Origin of the sequence: Pedobacter antarcticus, from assembly GCF_900112985.1 — a bacterium.
Classification (GTDB): Bacteria; Bacteroidota; Bacteroidia; order Sphingobacteriales; family Sphingobacteriaceae; genus Pedobacter; species Pedobacter antarcticus.
On sequence record NZ_FONS01000001.1, the window covers coordinates 945008 to 967832 of the forward strand.

Here is a 22825-nt window from a genome sequence, read left to right on the forward strand (position 1 = left end):
AATCCCCCATCGCCATTTGCGTTTGCTGTTAATTTAGGAGTTCTTTTTTTTGCCTGCGACGCCTTGCCTTTACCGGCTCTTCCGCTCCCTCCAGATTTTCCACTTGAACCTGATGCCATAATTCTTTTCCTCTTATACTTTTATTAATAGTTCTAAATTTGTCAATTATATGATTCTGGTATTCGTTATTGAAATCATATAAGACCTTATTTTCTTCAATCACTATCTGCTCAATATTAGAAGAGCTTCTCAGGTTGGCTGACCCATGAATAACTACGTGATTACCGCAGTGTGTTTCAAAAATGCAAATCTTACAATGCGTAGATGCTGCTGCAAGTTGGAATCTGTTATTCTTATCTAACCGTTCGTAGAGGTAAGGTATCAGGTTGTTTCTTTCGTGAGAATAAAAGAAGTCAGAAACAATCATATTAAGTTCATCTACATAGCCTCCGTTTAAGAGATTAGCCAGGCTATCCACGTTATTTTCTGAAAGCGATAACGTGGATATAGTCATTCTTTTTACATGGATGTTATTACCTACCAGAAACGCTTCAATGAAATCGCCAAAAACAAACGTTCCATTTATAATAACAAAATAACGGTGATCTCTGAGCTTTGTAATATCCCTTGCTAAATCTTCAGCCTTACTGTATTTCAGATTAATCTCTGCTATTTCCTTTGCTTTCGGTGGTTTGATATACCTCGTTTCAAATTCAATATCTAACTCGTCTGAAAAATCATCTATATTAAAATCTGCATCAAAATCCAAGTTATCTAACTTTAATCCTCTCATACTATTTTACAAATTAACCCCGGGACTCGAAACACATTCTATAATTTTCACTTACCGTGATGCTTCAACACCTCATCAACCGCATTCTGCAGGTCACTTACCACTTCCTCAGAAAGTCCGCCGCCAATTGTGATAATTACCCTGGGATGAGTAGTCATGATTTCAATCGACACTTCACTATTGTCAAATGCCTGGCTGGTTTTCACCCGATCAACGGGATATTTTGTTTTACTCTGCTTTGCCATATTCAAAAAATTTGTTTTCAATTTTAATGAGCTCATAAAGTCGGTAGGCTTCTTCATGGAATGATTTATAAACTCTAAATGCCACAATTACAGCTGTCAAGCTCTTCTTCAATACATCCCGGCCGCAATTCAATTCGCCGGACATTTTACTCATCACTCCGTACCGTGCTTTCTCTGTAGTCAACTGAATAAGTTTTTCCGGATGAAAGAAAAGCATGACGACCGAAAGCAATAGTTCCCGGTCTTCACTAATATCCCGACTTCCCAATTTATTGATCCACTCGATGTGATCCACTCCTCTATGTACCTTGAATGATCTTATAATACAAGGAATTAGCTCCAAATCATCCAGCTTCATTGGAATATCATTGTCGATACGCTGAAGGATCCTTTTATTTACTTCTGGATACTCTTTACGTAGGATATCTACAACTAATGCTGGATTATAATGCCTCATTAGCACAAATATAGATATTATTCCTAATATAATAAAAGAGCATATTTCAACACTATTATTTTGATTTTGAAGTAGGTTGAAATTCCAACGCTTAAAATTAATACTAATATTGTTAGTAATTAAGCTAAATATATTAGTAGTTTTGAAGTCCCAAATCAATATGTTATGCTTAGAAAAATCATACCAGAGAGAGATAGCGATCTTGAGCCATTAAAAGATCCCGGACAGGTTACTGGTTTCTCTTCGCCCGCAGGCGACTACATTCAAGAAAGATTACACATCATTCAGCGCTTAGTGAAGGATCCAACTAATACATATTACTTTGAAATGGAGAATAATGACATGATCCAGGTGGGTATAAACAAAGGTGCGCTGCTGGTTGTGGATCGATCGATAAAGCCACGTAACGGATCTATCATTGTGGGACATTATGAGGGCGAGTGGCTTACGCGTATGCTTGTCAGTAATCAATACTTAAGCAAGGGCCCGATGGATCGTAAACCAATAAAAATTGAGGAAAATGGAATTTTAGTATTCGGTGTGGTTACGTGGGCGTGTAATCCATTAGTTGGCGAAGGCTCCTCTGATATAATTAAGCTGGATTGATATGTTTGCCCTAATCGACTGCAACAACTTCTATGCGAGCTGCGAACGGCTTTTTAAGCCTGAATTTAACGGGGTGCCTGTCATTGTGCTCTCAAATAATGACGGATGTGTAATTGCCAGGTCTAACGAGGCAAAGGAACTTGGTATTAAGATGGGTGCTGTCTTTTACATGATTGAGCAAGAAATAAAGGATCATAAAATAGCAGTATTTAGCAGCAACTATACGCTATATGGCGATATGAGTGCCAGAGTGATGACTAATATTGCGCGCTTTTCTCCAGATGTCGAGGTTTATAGTATTGACGAATGCTTTATCAAAGTTCCTGTAACCACCGGTTATGAAAAGTTTGCTCACGATGTACGCAATGCAGTGATTAAAAATACCGGCATTCCTGTAAGCGTTGGAATTGCTCCCACTAAGACGCTGGCTAAGCTCGCCAATAAGATGTGCAAACGCACCGGCGGGGTTTGCGTGCTTGACACGGAAGATGTGATAACAGCAGCTTTAAAAGAATATCAAGTTGAAGATCTCTGGGGAATCGGAAGGGCGTACGCTACGCAACTGATTAAGATCGGCATAAATACCGCAGCAGATCTACGCGGTATGCCCATTGGTTTTATTCAGGAAAAGTTAACTATCCAAGGGGTTCGAATGTGGAATGAGCTTTGGGGTAAGTCCTGCATACCACTCTCTGATATTATTGAACGAAAAAAGGGACTCTGTACGAGCAGAGCCTTCTCCAAGCTGACCAATAGCATTGATGATCTAAGAGAGGCCACGGTAAACTATGCCAGTAGACTTGCGCTTAAATTACGCAGGGATAATAGTTGCGCTACGGTGTTATCAATCAGATTACTGACTAATCGCTTTAAAACTGATAAGCCTCAAGCATATCCCTCAATTAGCATATCTCTTGTGCATCCAGTAAATAATACGCACGATATAGTTGCTGCAGCCTTATCCGGATTGGAGAAAATATACCTGCCGGGATATATGTTTCAAAAAGTTGAGGTTATGGCCACCGGATTAATTCCTGAAACTGAAGTACAACTAAATTTGTTTAGTTCTTTTAATGGGGTATTAAATGACAAGCTTAGTAAGATCATGGATGATATCAATAGTCATTACGGGGTTGGCACTTTAAGAATAGCTAGTGAGAGCTTAAAGCCACATTGGGCCATGAAAAGGAAATATTTGAGTCCAAATTATACCAGCAAGTGGGCGGACATTTTAAAAGTAAAATAAATCAAAGGTATGTGTGCACGTTATATATTAAGCAAGTCTGAAAAAGAGCTTTTGAAAGCTTATCAGGTTAAACTTCCTGATAATTATAAACCGAACTTTAATTTAGCCCCTACGGACAATGGTTTAGTAATTACAGCTGATCAACCAGATATTGCACAACTAATGCATTTCGGATTAGTGCCATATTGGGCAAAGGAAAAGAAGATCGGTTTTAGTATGTTAAATGCAAGGGCAGAAACAATCCTTGAAAAAACATCATTCCGGCCATTGATAGAAAAAGCCAAACGCTGTCTGGTTCTGGCTGATGGATTCTATGAATGGGAAAAGGCAGGTAAAGAGAAGCTACCTTACCGTTTTGTGGTGCCAGGTAGAGATTTGTTCTCGTTCGCGGGTTTATGGTCCAGATGGAGAGATCCGGCAACAGGTGAACCATATGAGACTTTCACAATTATTACTACTTCTGCAAATGATGTGGTTAAACCAATCCATGAGCGCATGCCGGTGATATTATCCAAGTCAGATGAAAGGTTATGGCTTAGTAAAGATCTGCCCATTCCTGAGATACTATCCCTTTGCGACAGTTATCCAGCCGATGAGATGAATAAATTCAGGGTTAGCCAGGAAGTGAATAAAGTGGTAAATAATCACGCTGGCTTAATGGAATCGATCAATAGTCAGTGAAATAAATCAAAACCAAATTTTAAGCTCATTTGTAGTAAGGTCATTATCTACCAATGAATGACTGTTTATGTATTAGGGGTTAGCCTTCTGGTTAACCCCTTTATATTTTTAATCAATATCACCTCACGATTTGCTTTTTACTAATAATTAACATTAGTGCATTCATACCCCTAATATCAGGGTTAATGTAATTTTTTCGGCAACAGCACAGCTTTCAGCTAAATTCGATTTTAACCTATAAATTATATTATAAAGAGCTTTTTGCTGAGCATAGAAATGGAACTCTTACTGAGTTTATTTTGAAAGCTCGCGAAGATGCAATAAAAAACCTTATTTAATTATGCCATATCAAGAACATGAATCGGTGATAACTATTCCAGATGAAACAGTTATCTGGAGATATATGAACAAGGAAAAGTTTGAACTTCTCCTGGAATCTAATAGCCTTTGGTTTTGTCGATCAGACAAATTTAAGGACGAGCATGAAGGTTCACTGACTAAAAAGGATTATCAAGATTACAATGAGTATATTAAATTAAACCATCAATTTTCTAAACCTTTTCTGAAAGACAAAGGTGACCAATATAAAAACTTACCGAAATATTTCGGTATTAGTTGTTGGCATATTAATGAAATCGAGAATGATGGACTCTGGAGTCACTATGCCGAGAATAGGAATGGCGTTGTTATAAAGTCAACCGTTGGGAGATTGAAAGAATGCATTACTGATGAAGAAAACGTATACATTGGTAAGGTATCTTACTTGGATTATGAAGAAGAAAAAATAGAATTCGATAATTATTTCCGCCATTTCTTTTCAAAAAGAAATAATTTCAGTTATGAAAATGAACTTCGTGCACTAGTATTTAAACAGCCTCCCAGAATCACATTCCCGGATATGAGCGTTGGACCTGACTACACGCAAGAAACTATTACAAAAGGATTAAATATAAAGTGCAACTTGAACACTTTGGTAAGTGCAGTGTATGCATCACCATCTGCAAACACAGAGGATTTAGAAGATATCAATAATGTAATTGCGAAATATGGTGATAAATATAACTTCACCGCAATGCCATCTGCAATGTCTTCCAAACCCCTAAGGTAATTTATTATTTATCTACATATGATTAAGAAAAGGGTTGGCCCTTTTCTTTTTTCAGCTTTTCAAAGCCAGCTCCTCACCAGACAATGCAAAATAAAGGTTTTGCAGCTCATGGACGTATGTAAAGCTTTTTGAAAGGTAATTACCTGCGGAGTCGATTAGTCTCACAGATTTTCCATCGTCTTCCGATACTATCAGACTTTCAAATCCATTGACTGAAATAGATTGTGATTCTTGGTCCCAACCGAAACGCAATAACCAAGATTTATTTAAGCGCAGATAATAATCTCCATTTGATAAATACTCGCATTTTGTAAATACAGGTCTATAATATATTGAGTTACTTCCTGGTTCTAGAACTGCAGTCTCAATCTGTAGTATGCTTATCGCCATAATTTTGTGTACAAATCCTCCAGTAGCAATATAATTCCCTATTCTCAATTCGTTAGCTTTCATGATTTTAAACTATTTATTAAACCGTCTACATCAAAATCACTTGCTATTCGGCTACGAAAGTAATCTATATACCCATGTTTTAATCGTGTATGGTGTCCTTCAAACATTTTTACTATTGCACGGATATGATTTGTGTCAAGTTCACGAAGCGGCTTATGTAAAGTTGCTGGCAACTGTTTCCCGAATTCGTCAAAATTAACACCCCAAAAATGAACATCTTCAAAATCGCAGAATCCTTTTTCCACAACATAATCTGTTTCCTCTTTATAATACCAGTCGCCAGGAATATTCTGTAGTATTCCCATATTCACTAAAACTTGAGTGAGTCTGAGATCTGGATTAGCCATCCAATATTCCTCTATATCAATCCTCTTAGTATTGTATAGACTAATCAGTGAATCAATATCGCCAACTTCCACGTGCAGATCATCAAGAAATTGCTTGTAGTTTCCCTGTATCAAATCTAAAATAATTGGTATTCTTTCTGGGTTTCTCATTACTCAAATCTAATTATTTCTTGTTCTTTATTTGATTACTGCTTTTATCAATTCAATTGTTTCCATTCTGCAGAGCTCCGATGGTCAACTCTTCGCCGGTCAAAGCAAAATACAAATTCTGGAGCTGATGAACATACTTTAATTTAAAATGAGAATTTCTATAGAAGAATCTATTATCATCAACTATTTGCACCACCTCCATAAGCCAATCTTTAGTTATGGGATTATGACCTATATGCCAAGAATTCGCAACGCCACCTTCTTTTTTTTCAAATTTAAAATCCCATAACCACTCTTCACTCAGTAAAATCGGTTGATACGTTGTACTTTCAGGATGTTCTAAATTTATGATTATTTCGGCGCTCACAATAGCAGTTGTTCCACCATTATAGATAGATCTCACGTAGTTCCCGATGCGCACGTCACTGGGCTTTAGTGAGCTCAAATTGTTATTCCAAGGATTTAATTCATATTTATCACATATACGCCAAACTTTGTTTGTAACGATCTGGGCTCCGGACCTAAATAGCATTTCCTCCATCTTATCCAGAGATATACTCTTCCCTTCCCGGAGATATGCCTTCCAATTTGCCACGGTACTGGTGTCAACTCCAAGACGCTTATATATACCTCGTTCTTTGATCATAGCCTCGAAGGCTGCTTTTGTTCCTTCTACCTGCATATCAAATAAATAATAAGTCCAATAATAATTAGAATTGCACCCAGCTCCCACCAAGCAAAACTCCAGGTCTTGTCAATGTGCAGCTCAGCATCTTCTCCCCGGATCCAAGCTTTTAAATACCCTAAGATTTGTTTTATCATAATTAGTATATTTGCAATAACAAAAGGAAGAACCGGGAGCCTTGCCCCCGGTTGGTCTTTAAAAGATGATGATCTTGATTACCAGTCTGATCAGTCTTCCTACCGATTTGAATGTCCCCTTGAAACGAACATCAAATCCTTTCTTTGTTACTGTTAATTTTAACATATTCAAAGATACTAAATACTTTGATATTTCAAAGCTTTTAGTATCTTTTTTTATTTATTTTTTGCCATAGTTTTCACTATCATTGTTGCGAACCGCGATTAATAACATGAAACTACTTACCTCCCAAAAAAATAGTCTATACGACCTCATCGAATTAAATGATAGTTTTACACCATCTCAGTTTGCTGTAATAGATGGCGCTAATCAATTTAGAATACAATATACTAACTCTGAGTATTATTTTAAGATACAAAAGGTAACATCATCTTGGTATATTGATTTTATCCCCGGCTCTAATACATATCAAAATTCGACAAGTACATCACTTTGGTCCGAAGTAGCAATACATTTTAGACATTGGGTAGAGAATTTAAACAGGGAAATATCTGCACCGGACAAATGGGATAGATTAACACAGGAGATGAATAACCTTAGGGGTATTATCCCAGCTGACAACACCATGTTTTCACATTCTGAATACTTGATACTGAGCCAACAGATATCCCAGATAAAGTCATCAATCGCAGCTATATCTTTAACTTCTGAACAGAATTTTGCCATTGAATCTAAATTAGATCATCTTTTAGCACTTGCTAATGATATGAATAAATTTGATTGGCAAGGACTATTTATAGGGACAATAATTAGTATCATCATTCAGTTAGGTGTAACACAAGAACATGCACAGGAACTTTTAGCTATTATAAAACAGGTGTTCAGCGGATATTTTCTATAATGGTATTCGCTGCTTGATTAATGATTTAATTAATTCAATCGTCTCACTGGTAATCATCTGATCCGGCGTTCTCCTGATCACTACCCATCCTTGAGATTGCGCAAGGTTCGACTTTTCCATGTCTCTGCTGATGCCTGTACCGGATGAATGACCACTGTTACCTTTTGCCCAAATGCCGCCTTCTTGTTCAATAGCCAGTTTTAAAGGTGTCGAATTCGACAGGATTGGAATTGCATAATCAAACCGGTAAAGCCTTTCAGTACTAAAGTAGAACTCAGGCCATACTTCAACATGCAGCTGCTGCTCAACGAACATCATAAACGCATCTCGCTGGTTTGCTTTGTTCCTGATATTCCGTTCGTCATCTATCCAGCCGGTCTTGCGGGTAATTACCCTCTTTTTCTTTTTTGGTTTTACTGCTAATAATTTTAGAGCATCCGGATGATTAGGTGGCAGCAACAGATCACCATGGAGAATGTAACCCCGATCCAGACAATCTTTGTAAACGGCTTTTAAAATGGCAGATGATTTCATTTTGTATATTGGGGTATGATAATTACACCAGCGATCAAGGATGATATTTTAAATAGATTAGTTAACAATGGTTTAAGCGGTCAGACAATTACTTCCAAAACTTTTGAATATGATTATCTTATTGTACAAAGCATACTTAGACAATTTTCTAAAAGAGGATTAATTAATTCTCATGACTTTTCAGGATTACGTTATAGGGTACAAGTAGAGCTAGATGCTCATGACTTTGTAAACCGTGGTGGTTTTACTTTTGAAGAGGAAGTTTTTAGAAATAATTTCACGAAATTGGAACTAGAATTAGCTAAGTTGGAAGGAGAGTTACCAAAAGAACGGTTTAATAATATAATGAACCTTGTTAGTACGATCTCTGCTGCTGTTTCTGCTTACTCATCCTTTAATTCTGGTTCCTAATCTTCCTTAAAGTTCTGGCCATGATCACAACTTTATCACCACCGGTAAACTCTACTAGCATATTGCTATTCTTACCTCTTATGCATTTTCCGTTCTTCCTTACCGCCTTACATGGCTGCTTTTTGTATTTAGGATCAGTGAGCTTGTCACCGTGGTAGACGTATTCGTTCATAATTTATATACTTTTGAGAAACTCTAAACCATGTTCTCATTCAACTTTTATTTTACTGACACTAATATTATGGGCTCCGTTGCTGATTGGGTGATGGTAGGCGTAACTATCATCACTGCTATTTACCTTATACTTACTTTTCGTTCTCAGCGAATAGTTCAAAAAGCTCAACAGCATATAACCCTCATAGAAAATGAGCGGTACCGGATTGAACATATACCAATATTCGATCTTTCGATAGCAACTGAACCCCACGGAAACAAGATAAATGGGCATCGTATTCTGTACTCAAAATTAAAGATCATCCTATTAAAAAATAATGCTCGCAACCTTTATATTTCCTTTCACTGCGTTGATGCAAAAATCAATAGCCCTTATGAAAAACGAATACAGTTAGAAATTATAGCATCTGGAAATTATATCCATGACCTGGAGTTATCTATCTCCACAACTCTGGAAAGATTGAATCAGGGGAACCTCACACTAGACATCACACTTACTTTTGAAGATTTAATAGGTAATGAATACGAGCAATGTTATGATTATTCCTTAGGGTTCGTTAATTGTAATCTCCAAAAAGATCCTATGCCTACTTATTTAAGAACGGTTCCCAAACGCTAAGTGCACCCTTAACATTTTCAATCGGTTTATCATAAAGCAATGGATTTGCGAGAACCCAGTTCCATACATAAGGCTGACCTTTCCTTAAAATATGCATACCAGTCTCCGGACATACATCGTAAGCCATTTGTTCTGCCCATATTGATTCATGATTGAGTACACAGTCAACAATATCCACTTCGACAATGATGGCAGAACAATTGAATTTCCTTTTGATGAAGTTGTACCGGAGATCACCTCGTATAAGATCCTCCTGCTGATCGGTGAGCGATACATACGGGTAATCCTTGCCGGCATGAATATTAATACTACCTCTGAACTTAGTCCTCCAGGTTCTATTCTCAATGTCCTTAATTCCCTGAGCAATCAATAATGCCCACGGGTTTTTGATTGTTAAAGCTTTCATATAATTTTTATATTTTTGGTTATGTTTTTTGATAAAAATAAATGGGGTCTGCATATTGATGTTAAGTCCGTGTGGTTTTGGATACTTGTTATCATCGTAATTGCAGTATGCTATTTCAACTATAGAATTCCGCGTTACAGCTCGATTTAACCGTCTGAATTAGCTCTCCTGATTATGTAGACGGCTAGATAACCCAGCAGTACAACGCCTGTAGCTATTAATATTTCCGGATCTATCTGGTAAGGCATGGCTGCGGAATAACGTTCTTCTGAAGTTCAGTATAGGCTAAATTGGCCATTAGAACTGCGTGTTTTACAAGGTCATTCATGTCATTACCCATTTCTTTCTCAGCAGCTTTACGTGCAGATTTCACACTCGTAGTGTAGTTGATTACCCAGGAGGTAACAAATTCATTTCTAGTCATAGTAGGTTATTTATAGGGTTTAAGTTCTATAATTGATTATAATAAACTAATTAGTCTATTGTAATTTTGTGGTATTTCACTGTGGTTGATAAAGGACTCAACTTCTTTTGTTTGCTGCTTTTCCATCTCATTCAGATGTTTATGGTACCAAAGGGTTGATATCATAAACACCGCGAGGACTATTAGGCAAATAGTCACAAGCTTCTCCAATCCTCTTAAACATTCCTGATCTCCCATATTGGTAACCAATTGAATACACTGGCACTGACAAAGCCCGCATATCTCTATGCAGGCGAACGGATTAAGTACCGTTATTAGTTACTTGGAATCTCTCAATCTCGCTTCAATTAGTTCCAGTCTATTCGACAGAAGTAAATCAGGGTCATTCTTAGTGGCATCCAGTTGCTGCATCGCAATGATTAAAGCGCGCCTGATATCAGATACCTCTTTTTCACTTAGTTCTACTTGCATAGCTTTAAATCTGATTATCTAAGTACATTTTTAATATATGGACCATAGCTGGCGTCAGCGGATATTCATTTACGTTGATTATATCATTTTGTCTGCTGATCACCACATCATGATTTTCTGAATCGTCATCAGGGCTGCCGATAAATACAGTATCGCTCACTATCGCAAATCCAGTATCGCAGGACTTGATCCTTAAAAGTTCGTTTGATTTCATTGTCGAAGTATTTAAAATAAAAATGGTTTATCCCCTATCCACGCTTCGACTCGCTTCAAGGAAATAAACCACTTGGAATGTCTTTTAAACAGCTGAGTCGAAGGGTGCTGTCATTTTGATAAGACAAACATAAACAATTATTCCTAATACCACAATAGAGCATATAAAATATTCAAGCAAATAAACTTTACACACTTTAGTATGAGAATTTCTGACTATAAGCAACCAAATATCATTAACAGAATTCGCTTGAAAAGCATCACAGGAGATATTTTATAAAAGGATATACATAATTATTGTGGTAAAACACCAAAATAACTATTTCTCTTTTCCACCTGTGTGGACAACAATTTCGGGTCAGTCTTAAAAGAATCGCCAAATTTGTATTTCACAAGCGAAGGCCAGTATTACGAGTACTGGCCTTCATCAAAAACTAGATATTATGAGATTATCAATTTGTCAGCACAAAGTTGTGCTCCAGTTTTCTACGTGTAAAGGTAGACCAGATTTGTTTTTAAACCAAAATTCTGGCAGAATTAAGTTATTAACCATTCTCACAGAGGCAGCCGTAGCGACGTTAAACCTCGTTTACATGTTAATTAAGCTCGGTATTCTTCGAATGCCACACATCATGTAAGCCAGTTTTAAATTAAAGGGATTTTTCGGAATCCCTTTTTCATTTCAAATGTTTATTTAAAAGTTGGCTATTTACCAACTTTTTTCCTACATTTGATTTTAGATAACAGAATCAAAACTAAATTAATATTACGAAACAGGAACAAAAATCAAAACTGCAGTACCAACAGCATTTAACAAATAAAATTCTTAAAAAATCACATAGATATGAAAACAATAGGCACAATAACCAATCGATCTCTAGATCAAAAAAATAAATACATTAAAAATGAAGATCATTTATTTGGAAAAACTATACCAGTATGCAAAGAAACATTCTAACGCTGCTAGTCACTTAAAAAGCTGGAAAAACACGACCGAGCAAGCTATATGGAAAAAAAGCTCAGATATAAGACGTGATTTTCCTTCTGCAAAAATAATAAAAGGTAGCAGAGCCAGATTTAAGATAAAAGGAAATACATATCGTTTAATAGTCGAAGTGGATTATGAAGACGGTATCGTAAATATTTATTTTATTGGTACCCATTCGGAGTACAGTAGTATTGACGCGAAGACCATAAAATAGAATGTGTACCCAGTCAAGGAGATAATGATAATGAATAAACCAACTTGGTTTTTACTAGGATCTGAGCAAGATTACGAAATAGCAACTGCCAGATATGAAGAAATAAAACGTGCACCGAAAGGAACAATCGAACACAAAGAAAAGATGTTGTTGGTGCACCTTATTTCAATTTACGAAAATGAAAAATGGGATTTACCAGATGTAGACCCAGTTAAGCTAATTAAAATCAGAATGCAAGATTTAGGATATAAGTCTGCTGATTTAGCTAAAAAATACGGTGATAAAGGAACTGTAAGCAAAGTATTGAACTACAAACAATCACTGTCCTTGACTATGATTCGAACGTTCAGTGACATGTTGAGTATTCCCCCCGAATTATTGATCAAAGAGTATGATTTAAAAGGTTCTCAATCTTTAACCTAACCTGAATAGCTATAAACAAGCTATTCAGGTTTATCCTTCCTATTACCACAACGTCAGCTCTTTACTGTCAAATAGTTGTGGAGCTAGATCAATAGTGAAATTAGATGTAAGAACTTCTATCTTCTTTTTATTAACGCCTGATTTATTATTCACGGTTACATTTTGTTCAACCATCCAAATATTCCAACCATTCTTTTTACAGTATTTGTTGAGCAGATCCGACGGATAAGAGCTCATGAGGAATTTACCTTGGATGTTGGATATTAGAATCAGTAGATTTTCAAAGTCCTGCTCGCTATATCCATCGTAGTGGCCGCAATCGCTATTGAAGTAAGGCGGGTCTAGGTAAAAAAATGACTCTTCACTATCACGGCCTTTGATAATGTACAAAGCATCTGCAGACTCTATCTGTACGTTTTGTAGTCTAATTGCCATGTCTTCGGTAAATCTATCCCTGTTGTTGATAATTTTCTTTGTGGTAGTATTTTTAGAGATATCATATCCCCAGCTGTTATCCAATTGAGCACTGAAACTTTGTGAACTTAATACCCATACCGCCCAGGCTCTTTTTATCTCGCTAAACATATCCGGATTATTGTAAATAACTGAAGCTTTACGATGCAGATCTCTGCTATGTAAAGAAATCCTTATTTCCTTTTCAAGCCCTACAAACTCATTCTGCACCATCTTATAAAAGTTAATCAACTCCTTATTCGTGTCATTCAGCACCTCTACCTCAGATGGGTATTTAGCAAAGAATACAGCCGCACCTCCAATAAAAGGTTCACAATAAAGTGTGTGTTTAGGGATCAAGCTAATGATTTTATCCGCAAGCTTCTGTTTACCACCATAGTACGAAATGGGTGTTTTTAAATTTAATCTTCTCATATTTTTCTTAATTTTGTGTTTCTCACGACCCGTATTTGTACATACTGCAGCCGATGCCATACGCATCCAACGTGCAGTGATATGCAAACTAATCGAGGTCGTGAGAAGCTAAGAAAAGGTAGTTGGGTGCGTTATTTTAAATCCATAATATTGATCACCTGAAGGAGCTGTCGATCCGTCCATAAAAACAGCGAACTGCGTGCTGTCTGATTATTGTTTTCATTATTGTATTGGCAAGGTCTATTTTGGCTTTCCTTGCCCTGACCCTAATCATCTCATGTGAGTGTTTGACGTCATTAAACATCATCGAAAGTACTTCGTCGAATGTCATATTACAGTTTTTGAAGGATCAACCATGTGCCGGTGTTGGCTTCCGCTTCTTTCCACAACTCACGCATATCATTGTAGATCACCTCTCCCAGAACACTACCGAGATCTTTTTTATCCTTAGCTATGCGAGGTGTAAATATTCCCGCAAATGGATTGACAGGGTAACAACCTAATGACTGCATCAGTGAGTCGAAGGATTCCTTGGTGGTCTCTTTTACAAGCCGCTTATAATTTCCTACAGGCTCATTAATCAATAAGTAGTTCATAAAACCATTCCATAGCGGCTGTACGATCCCGGCACACTCATATTCTGTCAAGTCGGTTGCTTTGCCTAGGATCTTGCAGTCAAAAGGTAATTCAATAGACCAAACAACCGGATCACCAAAAAAACCACTTTCTTCATCCGTATTATCAAGTAGAAAGTTCAATTGAAAAAACTTTTCTTCGGGTACTGATTCAATTTCAGCGCAATAATATCCATCAGCCACCAGGACCGCCAGTCCTTCAAATTTTTCTGTTTTGAGTTCTTTGATCATGACTTTAGTTTTGATTGTTTTAAACACTCTTCGCAATTAACACCCGTGATAGTATTGGTGTAGACAAATTGAATATCATCTTCATCATCAATGAAGTCATCCGTTAAATGAACTTCACACGAAGGGAATTCTGTATAGTGGATATCTGTGCTGATCGTAATTCTACTTTTAAACTAATCCTAAACATTGGCTTTGCTTCGCTTCCACACCATAGACGATGCTTTCTACCCTCTTCTTTGGTAAATACTATTCCAAACGTTATGTTGGAGTTATTTGCCTTTATGAATTCCAAAAGGTCAATGTAATTTTCAGTGACATAATCCATAATTAAACCTCCTGAACTTCAAAGGCTCTATATGCGCTCATTTCCGCATCCCGAACAACCACTAATCGCAGCTTCATCTCTTTAATCAACTCACGGGCTTTATTTTCAGCCTCCTCCACATTTGGAACGCTACGCACCTCGATGCCATTTTTCAATACTTTGTATTTCGATGGCTTGTATTTGCTGATGAACATCTGGAGGTCTGATTTACCTTTTTCAATTCGGGGTATTATTGATAAATTGTCCATATTGATAGTTTTTTTCTTTAAAGTGTGTAAAAAGTGTAGTGCCGATATTAGTGTATATATGAGAAATCCATTATTTAAATGGAATATTTTCAGTCTCTTGCTGAAGCAGAATTTTAAAATATCTATTGAGAGCTATTCGTTTTGATCTGGGAATAATCTTATCATTACTACTCATAAGGGCTTCTAACTGAATATTAAACCTCCTGGCCTCTTCCAGTGATAAAGGATTCTGTAATTTCTTATACTCTTCTTGTCTGGCCTGATCAAGCATTTCAAACTTCTCAGAAGTAGTGAAAGGAATCAGTTTTTCGCAATCAAGGAAGTCATAAATAATATTCCCTAAGTCGTTATAAAAACCGGCAATTTTGTATTTATCATAAGCTTTTTGAGCGAAATCGATACGGTCTTGCTTGGTTAGTTCTTTAGGTGGTGATGGAATTTCTGCTTTAGGGAGTGTCTTTCCAAGGTTAGAGCGGTAATCACTTACCAGGTATCCCATAATGAATTTTTCAAATGTGACTACGCTTAATCCCATGAACTCACCGTATTCACCGCGTATTCCTTTTGCAAAACAATTTCCTATTTCAGCTACTCTGATCTGCTTGTAATTGTTCCTGATGCTGTTGCTGATTTCGCTCACCAGGATACCCATAGAAGCCTGATCGGGAACGGACCAATTCAAATGGGTGATTGATTTCATGACCTGAGCTAGGACTTCATTGTGAACCGATTTGTAATCTTCCAGAAAGGCTGGTTGATGTTGAAGAACATGCTGCACTTCTGCGCTTGGTTTGTTGGTTGTGATTATTTGGTTTTGACTTTCCATATTAGATTTTTAGTTTGTTGTACATGTCCATTGCAGCCTGAAAACCTTTTTGAGGTTTTTCTTCCGCTGATTTTTTTGAGATGTTTTCCAATGACCTGTTGATCCATCCAGATGCTGCAGATTTCCAGTTTGCCATTTTATTTTTCCCGACCATCCAGTTTTTTGAACTGTAGAAATCGATAAACTTCTGAGCTTGGAAATTGCAGTCGTGATCAGTCCATTTTGAGTCATTAGATTTCTCATAAAAGTAGTTGCAGAGATCAATGTGTGTGGGAGGGGAAAATGTAGTTTTCCCACTTATAGGTTTCTTTGTTTGTGGTTTAATGGTTTCTTTGTTTATTGGTTTAATTATGGCAACACTGTCAGTATCAGTGCCTGAGCTATGCTGGTATTCATGCTTACCTTGTGCTTGTATCAGTGCCGAGTCCAGTGCCTGTATCAATGGTTGATCATTTTTTGATAGGGCAATTATATGCGCGGTGTATTGATTTTTACTTTCTTTTATAACATTTATAAAACCCCATTCAACCAGATCACTAAATATCTTCCTGTATGTATTGAATGAAGTAATACCTACAGCGGCCATTGTCTCATCCCTGGGAGCACCGAACTGTTTTGCCCACCCCATTCTATTGTTTTTTTCTAAAAACCAAAGAAACATGCAGCCGTGATTTCCTGAGACCATCCCTTGATTTTCAAAAGCAAAGTCAAACCATGCACGGCTAAGAGCGTACCCGTTGGGTTTAGAATCATTGGTTTTAGCCATACTGTAATTGAATTGAGTAATATTATCCCTACAGACCATTAAGGTTGTCAGCTTGATTCTAGTGCAGATAGGCACAAAGAGGTCTGTAGGGATAATATTGAATGTCTTGCGGCTGACAACCGGTACCGCTAAATTAATTAATTATTTCGTATTATTCTCAATGTAATAAAGGAGCATATATTTACTCGAGATATTAGTTTGAATGCGCATTCTTATTGTGCCTCATGTTCGATAGCTCAGCTTTATATTGAGTTAAAGATATGTTGAGCATATCCGCAGCTTGCGCTTTTGGTATTTTAAGTTCCACCATTCTGCTGATTGCTTCCTGCACCTTACTCTTTTCCCGATGGAATACAGTCTGACTCAATTCAGCTTGTACAATCTTTAACATCGCTTCCCTGCCGCCGTTCTTTTGAATGATAGCATTAATGGTATGCAGCAATAATAAACCGCTGTCAGTCCAAGGGTATACGTCATCTCTGTCTTTCATGAACTTTATAATTAGAATGGTTTTTTGTTTAATATGATCCTAATGGTATGTAAATTATAATCATTAGATATTCAGACTTTTATTGTTTAGATTTACTTGTATGGAATCTCAGGAAAAACACGATATTGATGGTAACAAACCCTCTACATCTCGTAAACTTTAAAAGTATTCAGGTATAATAGAGGCAGTGATGCTTGTGTTGGCGGTGTTATATGTGGCATTTTTCTCGTAATCGGCTGCGTCGCGGAGCTTCTTCCGGCGTCTAGCCTATCTTGGTATAGCTTCATTATGCTGCCTCTTTTTTTAAATTTTGATACCTCTTTCTTATCTGCCCCATATTCTTTTTAATGATGGCAATTATCTGTTGGTTGTATTCCGATGCATGATTATGAAGACCCCTGGACTGAATAACTTTCATTTCTGTGAGGGATACTTCTACTGTTTCCACAGGGATGCCATCTACTTTCGCAGAAAAGCAAAGTGAATCAGGCTTACTGTAATATCGGTTAGTATAAACGCAATGTTTGTGATGATCACCTTCTGCAATGAATTCCTGTACACTCTCCAAAACCTTAACTATCAACGGTCCTTCTGAAAACGACAGACCGAAGTATGGCGATTTTTCTTCCAGATAACTAATCTGCTCCTGCGCAGCCTGGAGCTTACGTTTCTCTGCTTCCTGTTGGTCACGGATTATCCTTTCTATTCGTTGATCTCGCGCTCGCTTTTTTACAAGCCTGCTATGCTCTTTCTTAAAACTGGCCGGACAAACATATTTAGGACTACGTAAGTCTTTACCGTAATGCCTCAGTAGTTCAAGGTAATCCAGATAAGACACCGCATCCTTCACCAAATAATTCCTACGCATGCAAATTTTAATTGAATCCCAGTGACTGTATATGGTGTTACTTCGATCGCCTAGTTTTGCTAATGCTAATGGGTATTGACCTGCCTTTATCAAGGTTTCAAGTTTGCCATCATTCAACAGAGACTGTAAAAATGAGTATAGGCGAACCTTCTCTATTTTACTATTGAATCCATTACGTGCGTAAATAGGTAGAGGATTGGCATTGGGGATAATCTTATCAGCATAAACATCATACTTATTGGATTGCCAGTAATTTGAAATATTGGTTCGGATCTCTAGATCTCCAGAATAACTTCCGTTACCGAACGAATCACTGCGAGCAACTATTGTTAGTTTCCCTTCTGGCTCAAACCATTGCTGTACTATCTCACGGATTAAATATTTAGCAATATATCCGGCATTTTGATAAGATCGGACTTCAAAAAACCGGTTAACCTGGAGACCACCAAGATTATCTACAGACGCTACAACTACATACTGGTCAAGTTTTCTTTTTAATGAATCCTTGATTTCAATCTTCACAAGACAATTTGGGCATTTTATAGTTTTTACCTTTTGTTGGCCCGGCCAAGAATGCCCACAATCCAAACACGATATCTTTTTCTTAGTTCGATATCCGATGTGGGACAAGCAATTTTTATAAATCCATTGTTTATGTCCATCGTTAAGACTTGGCAGTTGAGTACTGAGTTCAAAAACCCTGATCTGAAGTTTAGTTCTTGGTTTCATAAGCGTTAGAATAGGGATGACTGGTTAACGATCAAGGGTTGTTTTTTCATTACTTTCTTGGTCTCAACCTTCTCTTGTGGACGATCGGCAAGCACCTTATCCATTGTTGCAATTGAATGGTTTACAACCACTTTACAATTAATATCTCGACCAGCCTTGATATCATCCTCATCATAATAATGGATAGCCATACCAAAGACCTCTTCATCATCGAATCCGTTACGACCACTTGATTTCACAGTATTAAGAATATAAGTGATGCAATCCTTTATGTTTTTATTAGCTTTTTTAAGTGTCTCAGCAAACAAAGAATCTGTTTCTGCTCTACTTTGCAGGTGTGCCTGAATGACATCCGTAAATGTATCTGTAGCTTGCATATTGTTTAGGTTTAAACCGGGGAGAACATCTCTGCGGTTGTTGAAAAGAAAATGTCTAACACCCTAAAAGGGCATAATTTATTTAGAAAAGAGAGTCATCACACTATCGATTAATGTTTCCTCAGTTTGATCTTCGGCACCAGTAATTGTATTCGCAATCTCTCGTTTGCTGTTAATTAATTTGTAGTTCCACTCATCGATCGTGTTTTTACCTAAAAAGTAGGTGCACATGACGTTCGCGCCTTGGCCGGTCCGATACAATCGATCTTCTGCCTGGTCCATAATAGCTGCATGCCATCCAAATTCGATGAAACATATCTGTGTAGCTACATTTTGAAGTCCATTAATACCGACCCCGCCGGCTTTTAGATTCAAGACAACCACATCAATCTTTGAATCATTCTGAAAGCGCTCGACGGCAGCTTGCTTCTGCTTGCCATCTTCAGCACCGGTTATTCTAACTGATCTGGGAAATTCATGCTGTACCGCTGCAATAACTTCTTTAAGGCTGGCAAACACTACAATCTTCTGCCCTTGTTCAACTATATCCCGGATGAAGGCAAATGCATCCTTTAGTTTTCCACGTGCGCTTATGTTTTTTAGAATACCAATCCTTACCATCACCTCCCCTTTCATGGATTTAGCTACTTGATCATCGCTTTGCTTCTTAATATTGATCATGTAACTTTCAAGGTCTGCCTGCGCATGCATGTATTCTTTACGATGGACAGGATCAAGATCGCACTGTATAACTTGTCTAGCTTTATCCGGTAAATACTTTTTAATATCAGGATCCGTTTTATTACGGCGGTAGAAGCAGATCAAATTGAGCTTATAATTCAATTCCTTCATGTTACTTGCTTCCCGGGGTCCGGAACAATAACGCTTTTCAAACGCTTTATAGCCTCCAAAATCTTTTAAACGGTCAAGTATACCGAGCTGGGAAACTAGGTCTTTGGGCTTATTAACAATCGGCGTTCCGGTCAGTAAGAAGATAGTTTCCTTACCGATACATATACCTTTTGTAAACTTTGTATTAAGTGACGTGAGGGATTTTACCTTATGACTTTCATCTACGATAACAGCTTTAAAGAAATCAAGTAATTTCTGATTGAAATGAATATTATTTATTCGTAGTTTTTTACCGGCCTCTGGTTTATCAACTTTAGTTACAAAATACTTTTTAAGGCTCTCAAAGTTACAAATGAAGTATTGACTCATACCAACGCGAAAGAATTCAGGAAAAGTATTCTTGACGCTATCCTTAAGCACAATACCGGTGCGTTTCACATTGGCTTTAATTTCAATTACCCAGTTTTCTTTCACAGCTGATGGGCATATAATTAAACACGGATAAGCCGCTTTCCCTTGGATATTTAATCCCTCCATCGCAATAATGGCTTGACTTGTTTTTCCAAGCCCCATATCGTCCCCCATAATTAGCCGCTGCTTCTCCATTGTATAAGCCACTCCACCAGGTTGCCAAGGTAGCATTGGCCTATTGGTTGGAATTTTCAAAGTCAATTCCGGAAGCGGTGGTATGACGTAGTTAGTTTCTGGCTCTACAGTGTTTACTGTTTCAAATTCGAGCTTATACTTCTCTGCGAAGACTCTTACTGCTGCAGAATACATAACCGGTACTGTCCAGTGCTTTTCTGCATAAATAAACTTACGTTCAGGAAGTTCTTTTACAGCCTCGGTAATTGCTGGTCGATATGCAAATTCAATTTTAAATACATTTCCAATTTGTATGATGGTTCCTACGCTCATGACTGCTTGCCTCCTTTTTTGTATAATGCGGCTTTAAGCCGTGTAATCTGAGATTTAAAGCCTCTTATTTGATTATTGAGATAACTGATATCATTGTCCTTTCGCTTTGATGATGCTTTCCAGTACTGGACATCCATTTCCAAGGAACGGCGGTCCTTGCGAGATAAATCCGGATCAGGTTGAGCAGGTGTCGACGCTGATAACCATTGTCTTTTATCCATGGTCAGCCTCGCTTTCCTCGTGCCCTGGACATCCGTTTATTGGGCAAAAACCGATGCACCCTACTGCACCAATTAACAACTCTCCTTTTTCTTTGCGATCCTCCAATTCGGTACGGATATCGGGACCAAAGCTGCCAAATAGATCCTGCAGTAGACTATCTGATTTATTTAGTAATCCCTCAATAGAGATGGAAACATGATGTGTTGTAGCGTTATTCATCGCTTCCTCCTTCTGTCAACCCTGATTTCATAAAAAAACTGGGATCATTAAAATAATCGGTTATTGCAGGCTGATTAAAGTCCTCTTCTGTCTGCTTAATCCTGGTAAGAAAACGAATGCATGTTGCGGCGGTTTCGATCGCTTCTTTTCTCGCTTGAGCGAAAGTACCGGTACCTTCATCAATCAGATTCCCTTCTCTAATTAACTCCCCTGCTTCTTCTGCTATAATGGCGATCTGTTTTATATGACAAGTAGGCCATATTGGATGTTTAGCCTCAGCTCGCTCCACTTCGATCATGATATCTATCAGAAGCGCTGCGACTTCTGGTTTTTCTGTTGTTATTTTTATTGTAGTCATTTGATCAAGTTTATAAAACTATGCTCGATACCACGAAAGAGCATAGTTTGTAGTTTAAAAATTGATTATTCCATATCAGAGGCAGCATCATCAAAATCTAATGAGTACTGCGAATCCGGAGCAACCTTACCATTGTAGTAAAGGAGTACTTCGTTTCTAACGTGCTTAATTACATGATACAATTCGTCGCCGAACTCGTAGGCATTTTCTCCTCCATGGAAGTCAGCGTACTGAGATAGCGGTAAGGTCGCATTGCCACGGATGTATTTCACTCCAGTAAGGATAACCCCTGTTTCACTGTCGTTGATAGCAAAGCCAGTAACTTTGAATCTGTTTAATGGATTATCGTTATCCTCTCCATTGAAACTCTCAAATGTCATTGGAGCTATCAGCTGCCCATAGGCATCATAAGCTTCTTTTTGCAAGCATGACAATAGTAAATGGACTCTGAGTAAGTCAAATGCCAGAACTAAATCCGGATGCGGTAGAAATGGAAGCTTTTCAGCACCTGGGTTTTCAAACTCTCTCAGTTCAAAGTCTCCTTTAATATTTGCGAAGTCACGCGTTACGACTTTCCAGTACTTTAAGTTCACACCACTCTTCCCCATACTGGCCTCGGTGATTTTAATTCTGGTGCCGGCCTTTAACTCGTGTGCTTCTTCTGCTGCGTCTATCTTATCCTGCAGCTCGTCTTTTGTGATTGATTTTGTTGATTTCATATATTGGATTAAAAATTAAAACTCAGGTTTATCACTAAATCCTGTTATTTCCGTAACAGGCTCTTTTTGACTATTACGTGTCAATCTATTAGCGATTTGCTTATTAAACCATACTTTTCTGGTTTCTTCACTTAATTCTCCTTCTGGATACGGATCATCAATTATAACTTCAATGAATGTTATCAAAGGCTTTTCTTGCTTCTCACTTGGAAAGTGCTTAACGACATATTTACTGATGAAGCTCCCAATACTTAAGGCTGCAGGTAAAGCACACATGACATCGCAGTCCACTTCTGAATACTTGTATCCGGATCCGTTTTTGAATTGGACATAAAGCTTGTTGGCCAGGATATCGGTACCCACAAAGGCAACGTTACTGGAAGGTTTTTCAATGAATTCGAATCCATCAAGGATAGGATCTACAGCGTACGTGCCGCTGGGAAGTGTGATTGTTTTCATAAGAATAG

36 protein-coding genes are annotated in these 22825 nt (G+C 37.7%); 9 read left to right on the forward strand and 27 right to left on the reverse strand.

All coding sequences use genetic code 11. The features are described from left to right. Positions 1–28 precede the first annotated feature (28 nt). Genes BM192_RS04180 through BM192_RS04190 form a run of 3 tightly spaced genes read right to left on the reverse strand, consistent with a single transcriptional unit; the run spans position 29 to position 1495 of the window. Entirely contained in the window at positions 29–793 is a 765-nt protein-coding gene (locus BM192_RS04180) for a hypothetical protein (protein ID WP_037438288.1), read from the reverse strand. Between the two features lie 47 nt (positions 794–840). Beyond that, entirely contained in the window at positions 841–1038 is a 198-nt protein-coding gene (locus tag BM192_RS04185) for a hypothetical protein (RefSeq protein ID WP_037438289.1), read from the reverse strand. Continuing rightward, positions 1022–1495 (reverse strand): hypothetical protein, encoded by a 474-nt coding sequence (locus tag BM192_RS04190; RefSeq protein ID WP_139218402.1) that lies wholly within the window; start codon positions 1493–1495, stop codon positions 1022–1024. Before BM192_RS04190 ends, BM192_RS04185 begins: the two co-directional genes overlap by 17 nt. Before the next feature lie 165 nt (positions 1496–1660). On the opposite strand from BM192_RS04190, the gene BM192_RS04195 reads away from it, so the two are divergent. The 4 genes from BM192_RS04195 to BM192_RS04210 all read left to right on the forward strand — a co-directional run bounded on the left by BM192_RS04195 (position 1661) and on the right by BM192_RS04210 (position 5136). Continuing rightward, a complete protein-coding gene (locus tag BM192_RS04195) occupies positions 1661–2101 on the forward strand; it encodes a S24 family peptidase (protein WP_051759592.1) in 441 nt (146 codons plus the stop codon). 1 nt (position 2102) lies between these two features. Then, entirely contained in the window at positions 2103–3347 is a 1245-nt protein-coding gene (locus tag BM192_RS04200) for a Y-family DNA polymerase (RefSeq protein ID WP_037438291.1), read from the forward strand. A 9-nt stretch (positions 3348–3356) separates the two neighbouring features. Beyond that, complete coding sequence (locus tag BM192_RS04205; protein WP_037438292.1) at positions 3357–4028, forward strand: SOS response-associated peptidase; 672 nt, start codon at positions 3357–3359, stop codon at positions 4026–4028. 340 nt (positions 4029–4368) lie between these two features. After that, positions 4369–5136, forward strand: coding sequence for a DUF2971 domain-containing protein (locus BM192_RS04210; RefSeq protein ID WP_051759594.1), 768 nt, complete (start codon positions 4369–4371; stop codon positions 5134–5136). A gap of 51 nt (positions 5137–5187) precedes the next feature. On the opposite strand, the gene BM192_RS04215 is transcribed toward BM192_RS04210, so the two are convergent. Genes BM192_RS04215 through BM192_RS04225 form a run of 3 tightly spaced genes read right to left on the reverse strand, consistent with a single transcriptional unit; the run spans position 5188 to position 6768 of the window. Beyond that, complete coding sequence (locus tag BM192_RS04215) at positions 5188–5589, reverse strand: hypothetical protein (protein ID WP_037438293.1); 402 nt, start codon at positions 5587–5589, stop codon at positions 5188–5190. Continuing rightward, positions 5586–6086 (reverse strand): hypothetical protein, encoded by a 501-nt coding sequence (locus BM192_RS04220; protein ID WP_037438294.1) that lies wholly within the window; start codon positions 6084–6086, stop codon positions 5586–5588. The genes BM192_RS04215 and BM192_RS04220 overlap by 4 nt, the downstream gene beginning before the upstream one ends. Positions 6087–6138: 52 nt before the next feature. Then, positions 6139–6768 carry a hypothetical protein gene (locus BM192_RS04225; RefSeq protein WP_037438295.1) on the reverse strand — a complete coding sequence of 210 codons (630 nt, stop codon included), beginning with the start codon at positions 6766–6768 and terminating at the stop codon, positions 6139–6141. Positions 6769–7180: 412 nt separating this feature from the next. Between BM192_RS04225 and BM192_RS04230 the strand changes: the two genes are divergently transcribed. Next, positions 7181–7810 carry a hypothetical protein gene (locus BM192_RS04230; RefSeq protein ID WP_037438296.1) on the forward strand — a complete coding sequence of 210 codons (630 nt, stop codon included), beginning with the start codon at positions 7181–7183 and terminating at the stop codon, positions 7808–7810. On the opposite strand, the gene BM192_RS20615 is transcribed toward BM192_RS04230, so the two are convergent. Beyond that, positions 7805–8344, reverse strand: coding sequence for a hypothetical protein (locus BM192_RS20615; protein ID WP_051759595.1), 540 nt, complete (start codon positions 8342–8344; stop codon positions 7805–7807). The two genes, BM192_RS04230 and BM192_RS20615, sit on opposite strands and share 6 nt — an antisense overlap. A 15-nt stretch (positions 8345–8359) precedes the next feature. Here BM192_RS20615 and BM192_RS04240 point away from each other — a divergent pair, with 15 nt between their 5' ends. After that, complete coding sequence (locus BM192_RS04240; protein WP_037438297.1) at positions 8360–8755, forward strand: hypothetical protein; 396 nt, start codon at positions 8360–8362, stop codon at positions 8753–8755. Here BM192_RS04240 and BM192_RS04245 read toward each other — a convergent pair. Next, entirely contained in the window at positions 8739–8927 is a 189-nt protein-coding gene (locus BM192_RS04245) for a hypothetical protein (RefSeq protein WP_037438298.1), read from the reverse strand. The genes BM192_RS04240 and BM192_RS04245 overlap by 17 nt on opposite strands. A 30-nt stretch (positions 8928–8957) precedes the next feature. Here BM192_RS04245 and BM192_RS04250 point away from each other — a divergent pair, with 30 nt between their 5' ends. Beyond that, the gene (locus BM192_RS04250) at positions 8958–9548 is read left to right on the forward strand and encodes a hypothetical protein (RefSeq protein WP_037438299.1); all 591 of its coding nucleotides are present in this window, start codon (positions 8958–8960) and stop codon (positions 9546–9548) included. Here the strand turns inward: BM192_RS04250 and BM192_RS04255 are convergent. The 4 genes from BM192_RS04255 to BM192_RS04270 all read right to left on the reverse strand — a co-directional run bounded on the left by BM192_RS04255 (position 9517) and on the right by BM192_RS04270 (position 11063). Continuing rightward, positions 9517–9954, reverse strand: coding sequence for an ASCH domain-containing protein (locus tag BM192_RS04255; RefSeq protein WP_037438395.1), 438 nt, complete (start codon positions 9952–9954; stop codon positions 9517–9519). The genes BM192_RS04250 and BM192_RS04255 overlap by 32 nt on opposite strands. Before the next feature lie 232 nt (positions 9955–10186). Next, positions 10187–10378: a hypothetical protein gene (locus BM192_RS04260; protein WP_037438300.1), complete on the reverse strand. Its 192-nt coding sequence runs from the start codon at positions 10376–10378 to the stop codon at positions 10187–10189. Between the two features lie 318 nt (positions 10379–10696). Next, positions 10697–10849, reverse strand: a complete 153-nt coding sequence (locus tag BM192_RS20875; RefSeq protein WP_157282766.1) for a hypothetical protein — start codon at positions 10847–10849, stop codon at positions 10697–10699. Between the two features lie 4 nt (positions 10850–10853). Continuing rightward, on the reverse strand, positions 10854–11063 hold the full coding sequence (locus tag BM192_RS04270) for a hypothetical protein (protein ID WP_037438302.1): 210 nt from the start codon (positions 11061–11063) through the stop codon (positions 10854–10856). A gap of 904 nt (positions 11064–11967) precedes the next feature. Between BM192_RS04270 and BM192_RS04275 the strand changes: the two genes are divergently transcribed. Both BM192_RS04275 and BM192_RS04280 read left to right on the forward strand, forming a co-directional pair. Further along, positions 11968–12264, forward strand: a complete 297-nt coding sequence (locus BM192_RS04275; protein ID WP_037438303.1) for a type II toxin-antitoxin system HigB family toxin — start codon at positions 11968–11970, stop codon at positions 12262–12264. A gap of 30 nt (positions 12265–12294) precedes the next feature. Further along, a complete protein-coding gene (locus BM192_RS04280) occupies positions 12295–12687 on the forward strand; it encodes a helix-turn-helix domain-containing protein (RefSeq protein WP_037438396.1) in 393 nt (130 codons plus the stop codon). 42 nt (positions 12688–12729) lie between these two features. Here BM192_RS04280 and BM192_RS04285 read toward each other — a convergent pair whose 3' ends face one another. The 15 genes from BM192_RS04285 to BM192_RS04355 form a co-directional block, all read right to left on the reverse strand. Continuing rightward, on the reverse strand, positions 12730–13575 hold the full coding sequence (locus BM192_RS04285; RefSeq protein ID WP_037438397.1) for a DNA adenine methylase: 846 nt from the start codon (positions 13573–13575) through the stop codon (positions 12730–12732). 154 nt (positions 13576–13729) lie between these two features. Beyond that, entirely contained in the window at positions 13730–13906 is a 177-nt protein-coding gene (locus tag BM192_RS20880; protein ID WP_157282769.1) for a hypothetical protein, read from the reverse strand. Between the two features lies 1 nt (position 13907). After that, entirely contained in the window at positions 13908–14441 is a 534-nt protein-coding gene (locus BM192_RS04290; protein ID WP_037438304.1) for a hypothetical protein, read from the reverse strand. A gap of 327 nt (positions 14442–14768) precedes the next feature. Continuing rightward, positions 14769–15014 carry a hypothetical protein gene (locus tag BM192_RS04300; RefSeq protein ID WP_051759599.1) on the reverse strand — a complete coding sequence of 82 codons (246 nt, stop codon included), beginning with the start codon at positions 15012–15014 and terminating at the stop codon, positions 14769–14771. A 70-nt stretch (positions 15015–15084) separates the two neighbouring features. Then, positions 15085–15840, reverse strand: a complete 756-nt coding sequence (locus BM192_RS04305; protein WP_037438306.1) for a hypothetical protein — start codon at positions 15838–15840, stop codon at positions 15085–15087. A 1-nt stretch (position 15841) separates the two neighbouring features. Further along, a complete protein-coding gene (locus BM192_RS04310) occupies positions 15842–16606 on the reverse strand; it encodes a hypothetical protein (RefSeq protein ID WP_139218403.1) in 765 nt (254 codons plus the stop codon). Between the two features lie 193 nt (positions 16607–16799). Then, positions 16800–17096, reverse strand: a complete 297-nt coding sequence (locus BM192_RS04315) for a hypothetical protein (protein WP_037438308.1) — start codon at positions 17094–17096, stop codon at positions 16800–16802. 286 nt (positions 17097–17382) lie between these two features. After that, a complete protein-coding gene (locus BM192_RS04320) occupies positions 17383–18486 on the reverse strand; it encodes a PcfJ domain-containing protein (RefSeq protein WP_157282775.1) in 1104 nt (367 codons plus the stop codon). 212 nt (positions 18487–18698) lie between these two features. Then, positions 18699–19070, reverse strand: a complete 372-nt coding sequence (locus tag BM192_RS04325; protein WP_051759601.1) for a PcfK-like family protein — start codon at positions 19068–19070, stop codon at positions 18699–18701. Between the two features lie 78 nt (positions 19071–19148). Further along, complete coding sequence (locus tag BM192_RS04330) at positions 19149–20840, reverse strand: DEAD/DEAH box helicase (RefSeq protein WP_037438310.1); 1692 nt, start codon at positions 20838–20840, stop codon at positions 19149–19151. Continuing rightward, positions 20837–21061: a hypothetical protein gene (locus BM192_RS04335; RefSeq protein ID WP_037438311.1), complete on the reverse strand. Its 225-nt coding sequence runs from the start codon at positions 21059–21061 to the stop codon at positions 20837–20839. The genes BM192_RS04330 and BM192_RS04335 overlap by 4 nt, the downstream gene beginning before the upstream one ends. Then, the gene (locus BM192_RS04340; protein WP_051759603.1) at positions 21054–21281 is read right to left on the reverse strand and encodes a hypothetical protein; all 228 of its coding nucleotides are present in this window, start codon (positions 21279–21281) and stop codon (positions 21054–21056) included. Before BM192_RS04340 ends, BM192_RS04335 begins: the two co-directional genes overlap by 8 nt. Beyond that, positions 21274–21639, reverse strand: coding sequence for a hypothetical protein (locus BM192_RS04345; protein ID WP_037438312.1), 366 nt, complete (start codon positions 21637–21639; stop codon positions 21274–21276). Before BM192_RS04345 ends, BM192_RS04340 begins: the two co-directional genes overlap by 8 nt. A gap of 65 nt (positions 21640–21704) precedes the next feature. Beyond that, positions 21705–22358 (reverse strand): hypothetical protein, encoded by a 654-nt coding sequence (locus BM192_RS04350; RefSeq protein ID WP_037438313.1) that lies wholly within the window; start codon positions 22356–22358, stop codon positions 21705–21707. Positions 22359–22373: 15 nt separating this feature from the next. Further along, entirely contained in the window at positions 22374–22817 is a 444-nt protein-coding gene (locus BM192_RS04355; protein ID WP_037438314.1) for a KTSC domain-containing protein, read from the reverse strand. Between the last annotated feature and the right edge of the window lie 8 nt (positions 22818–22825).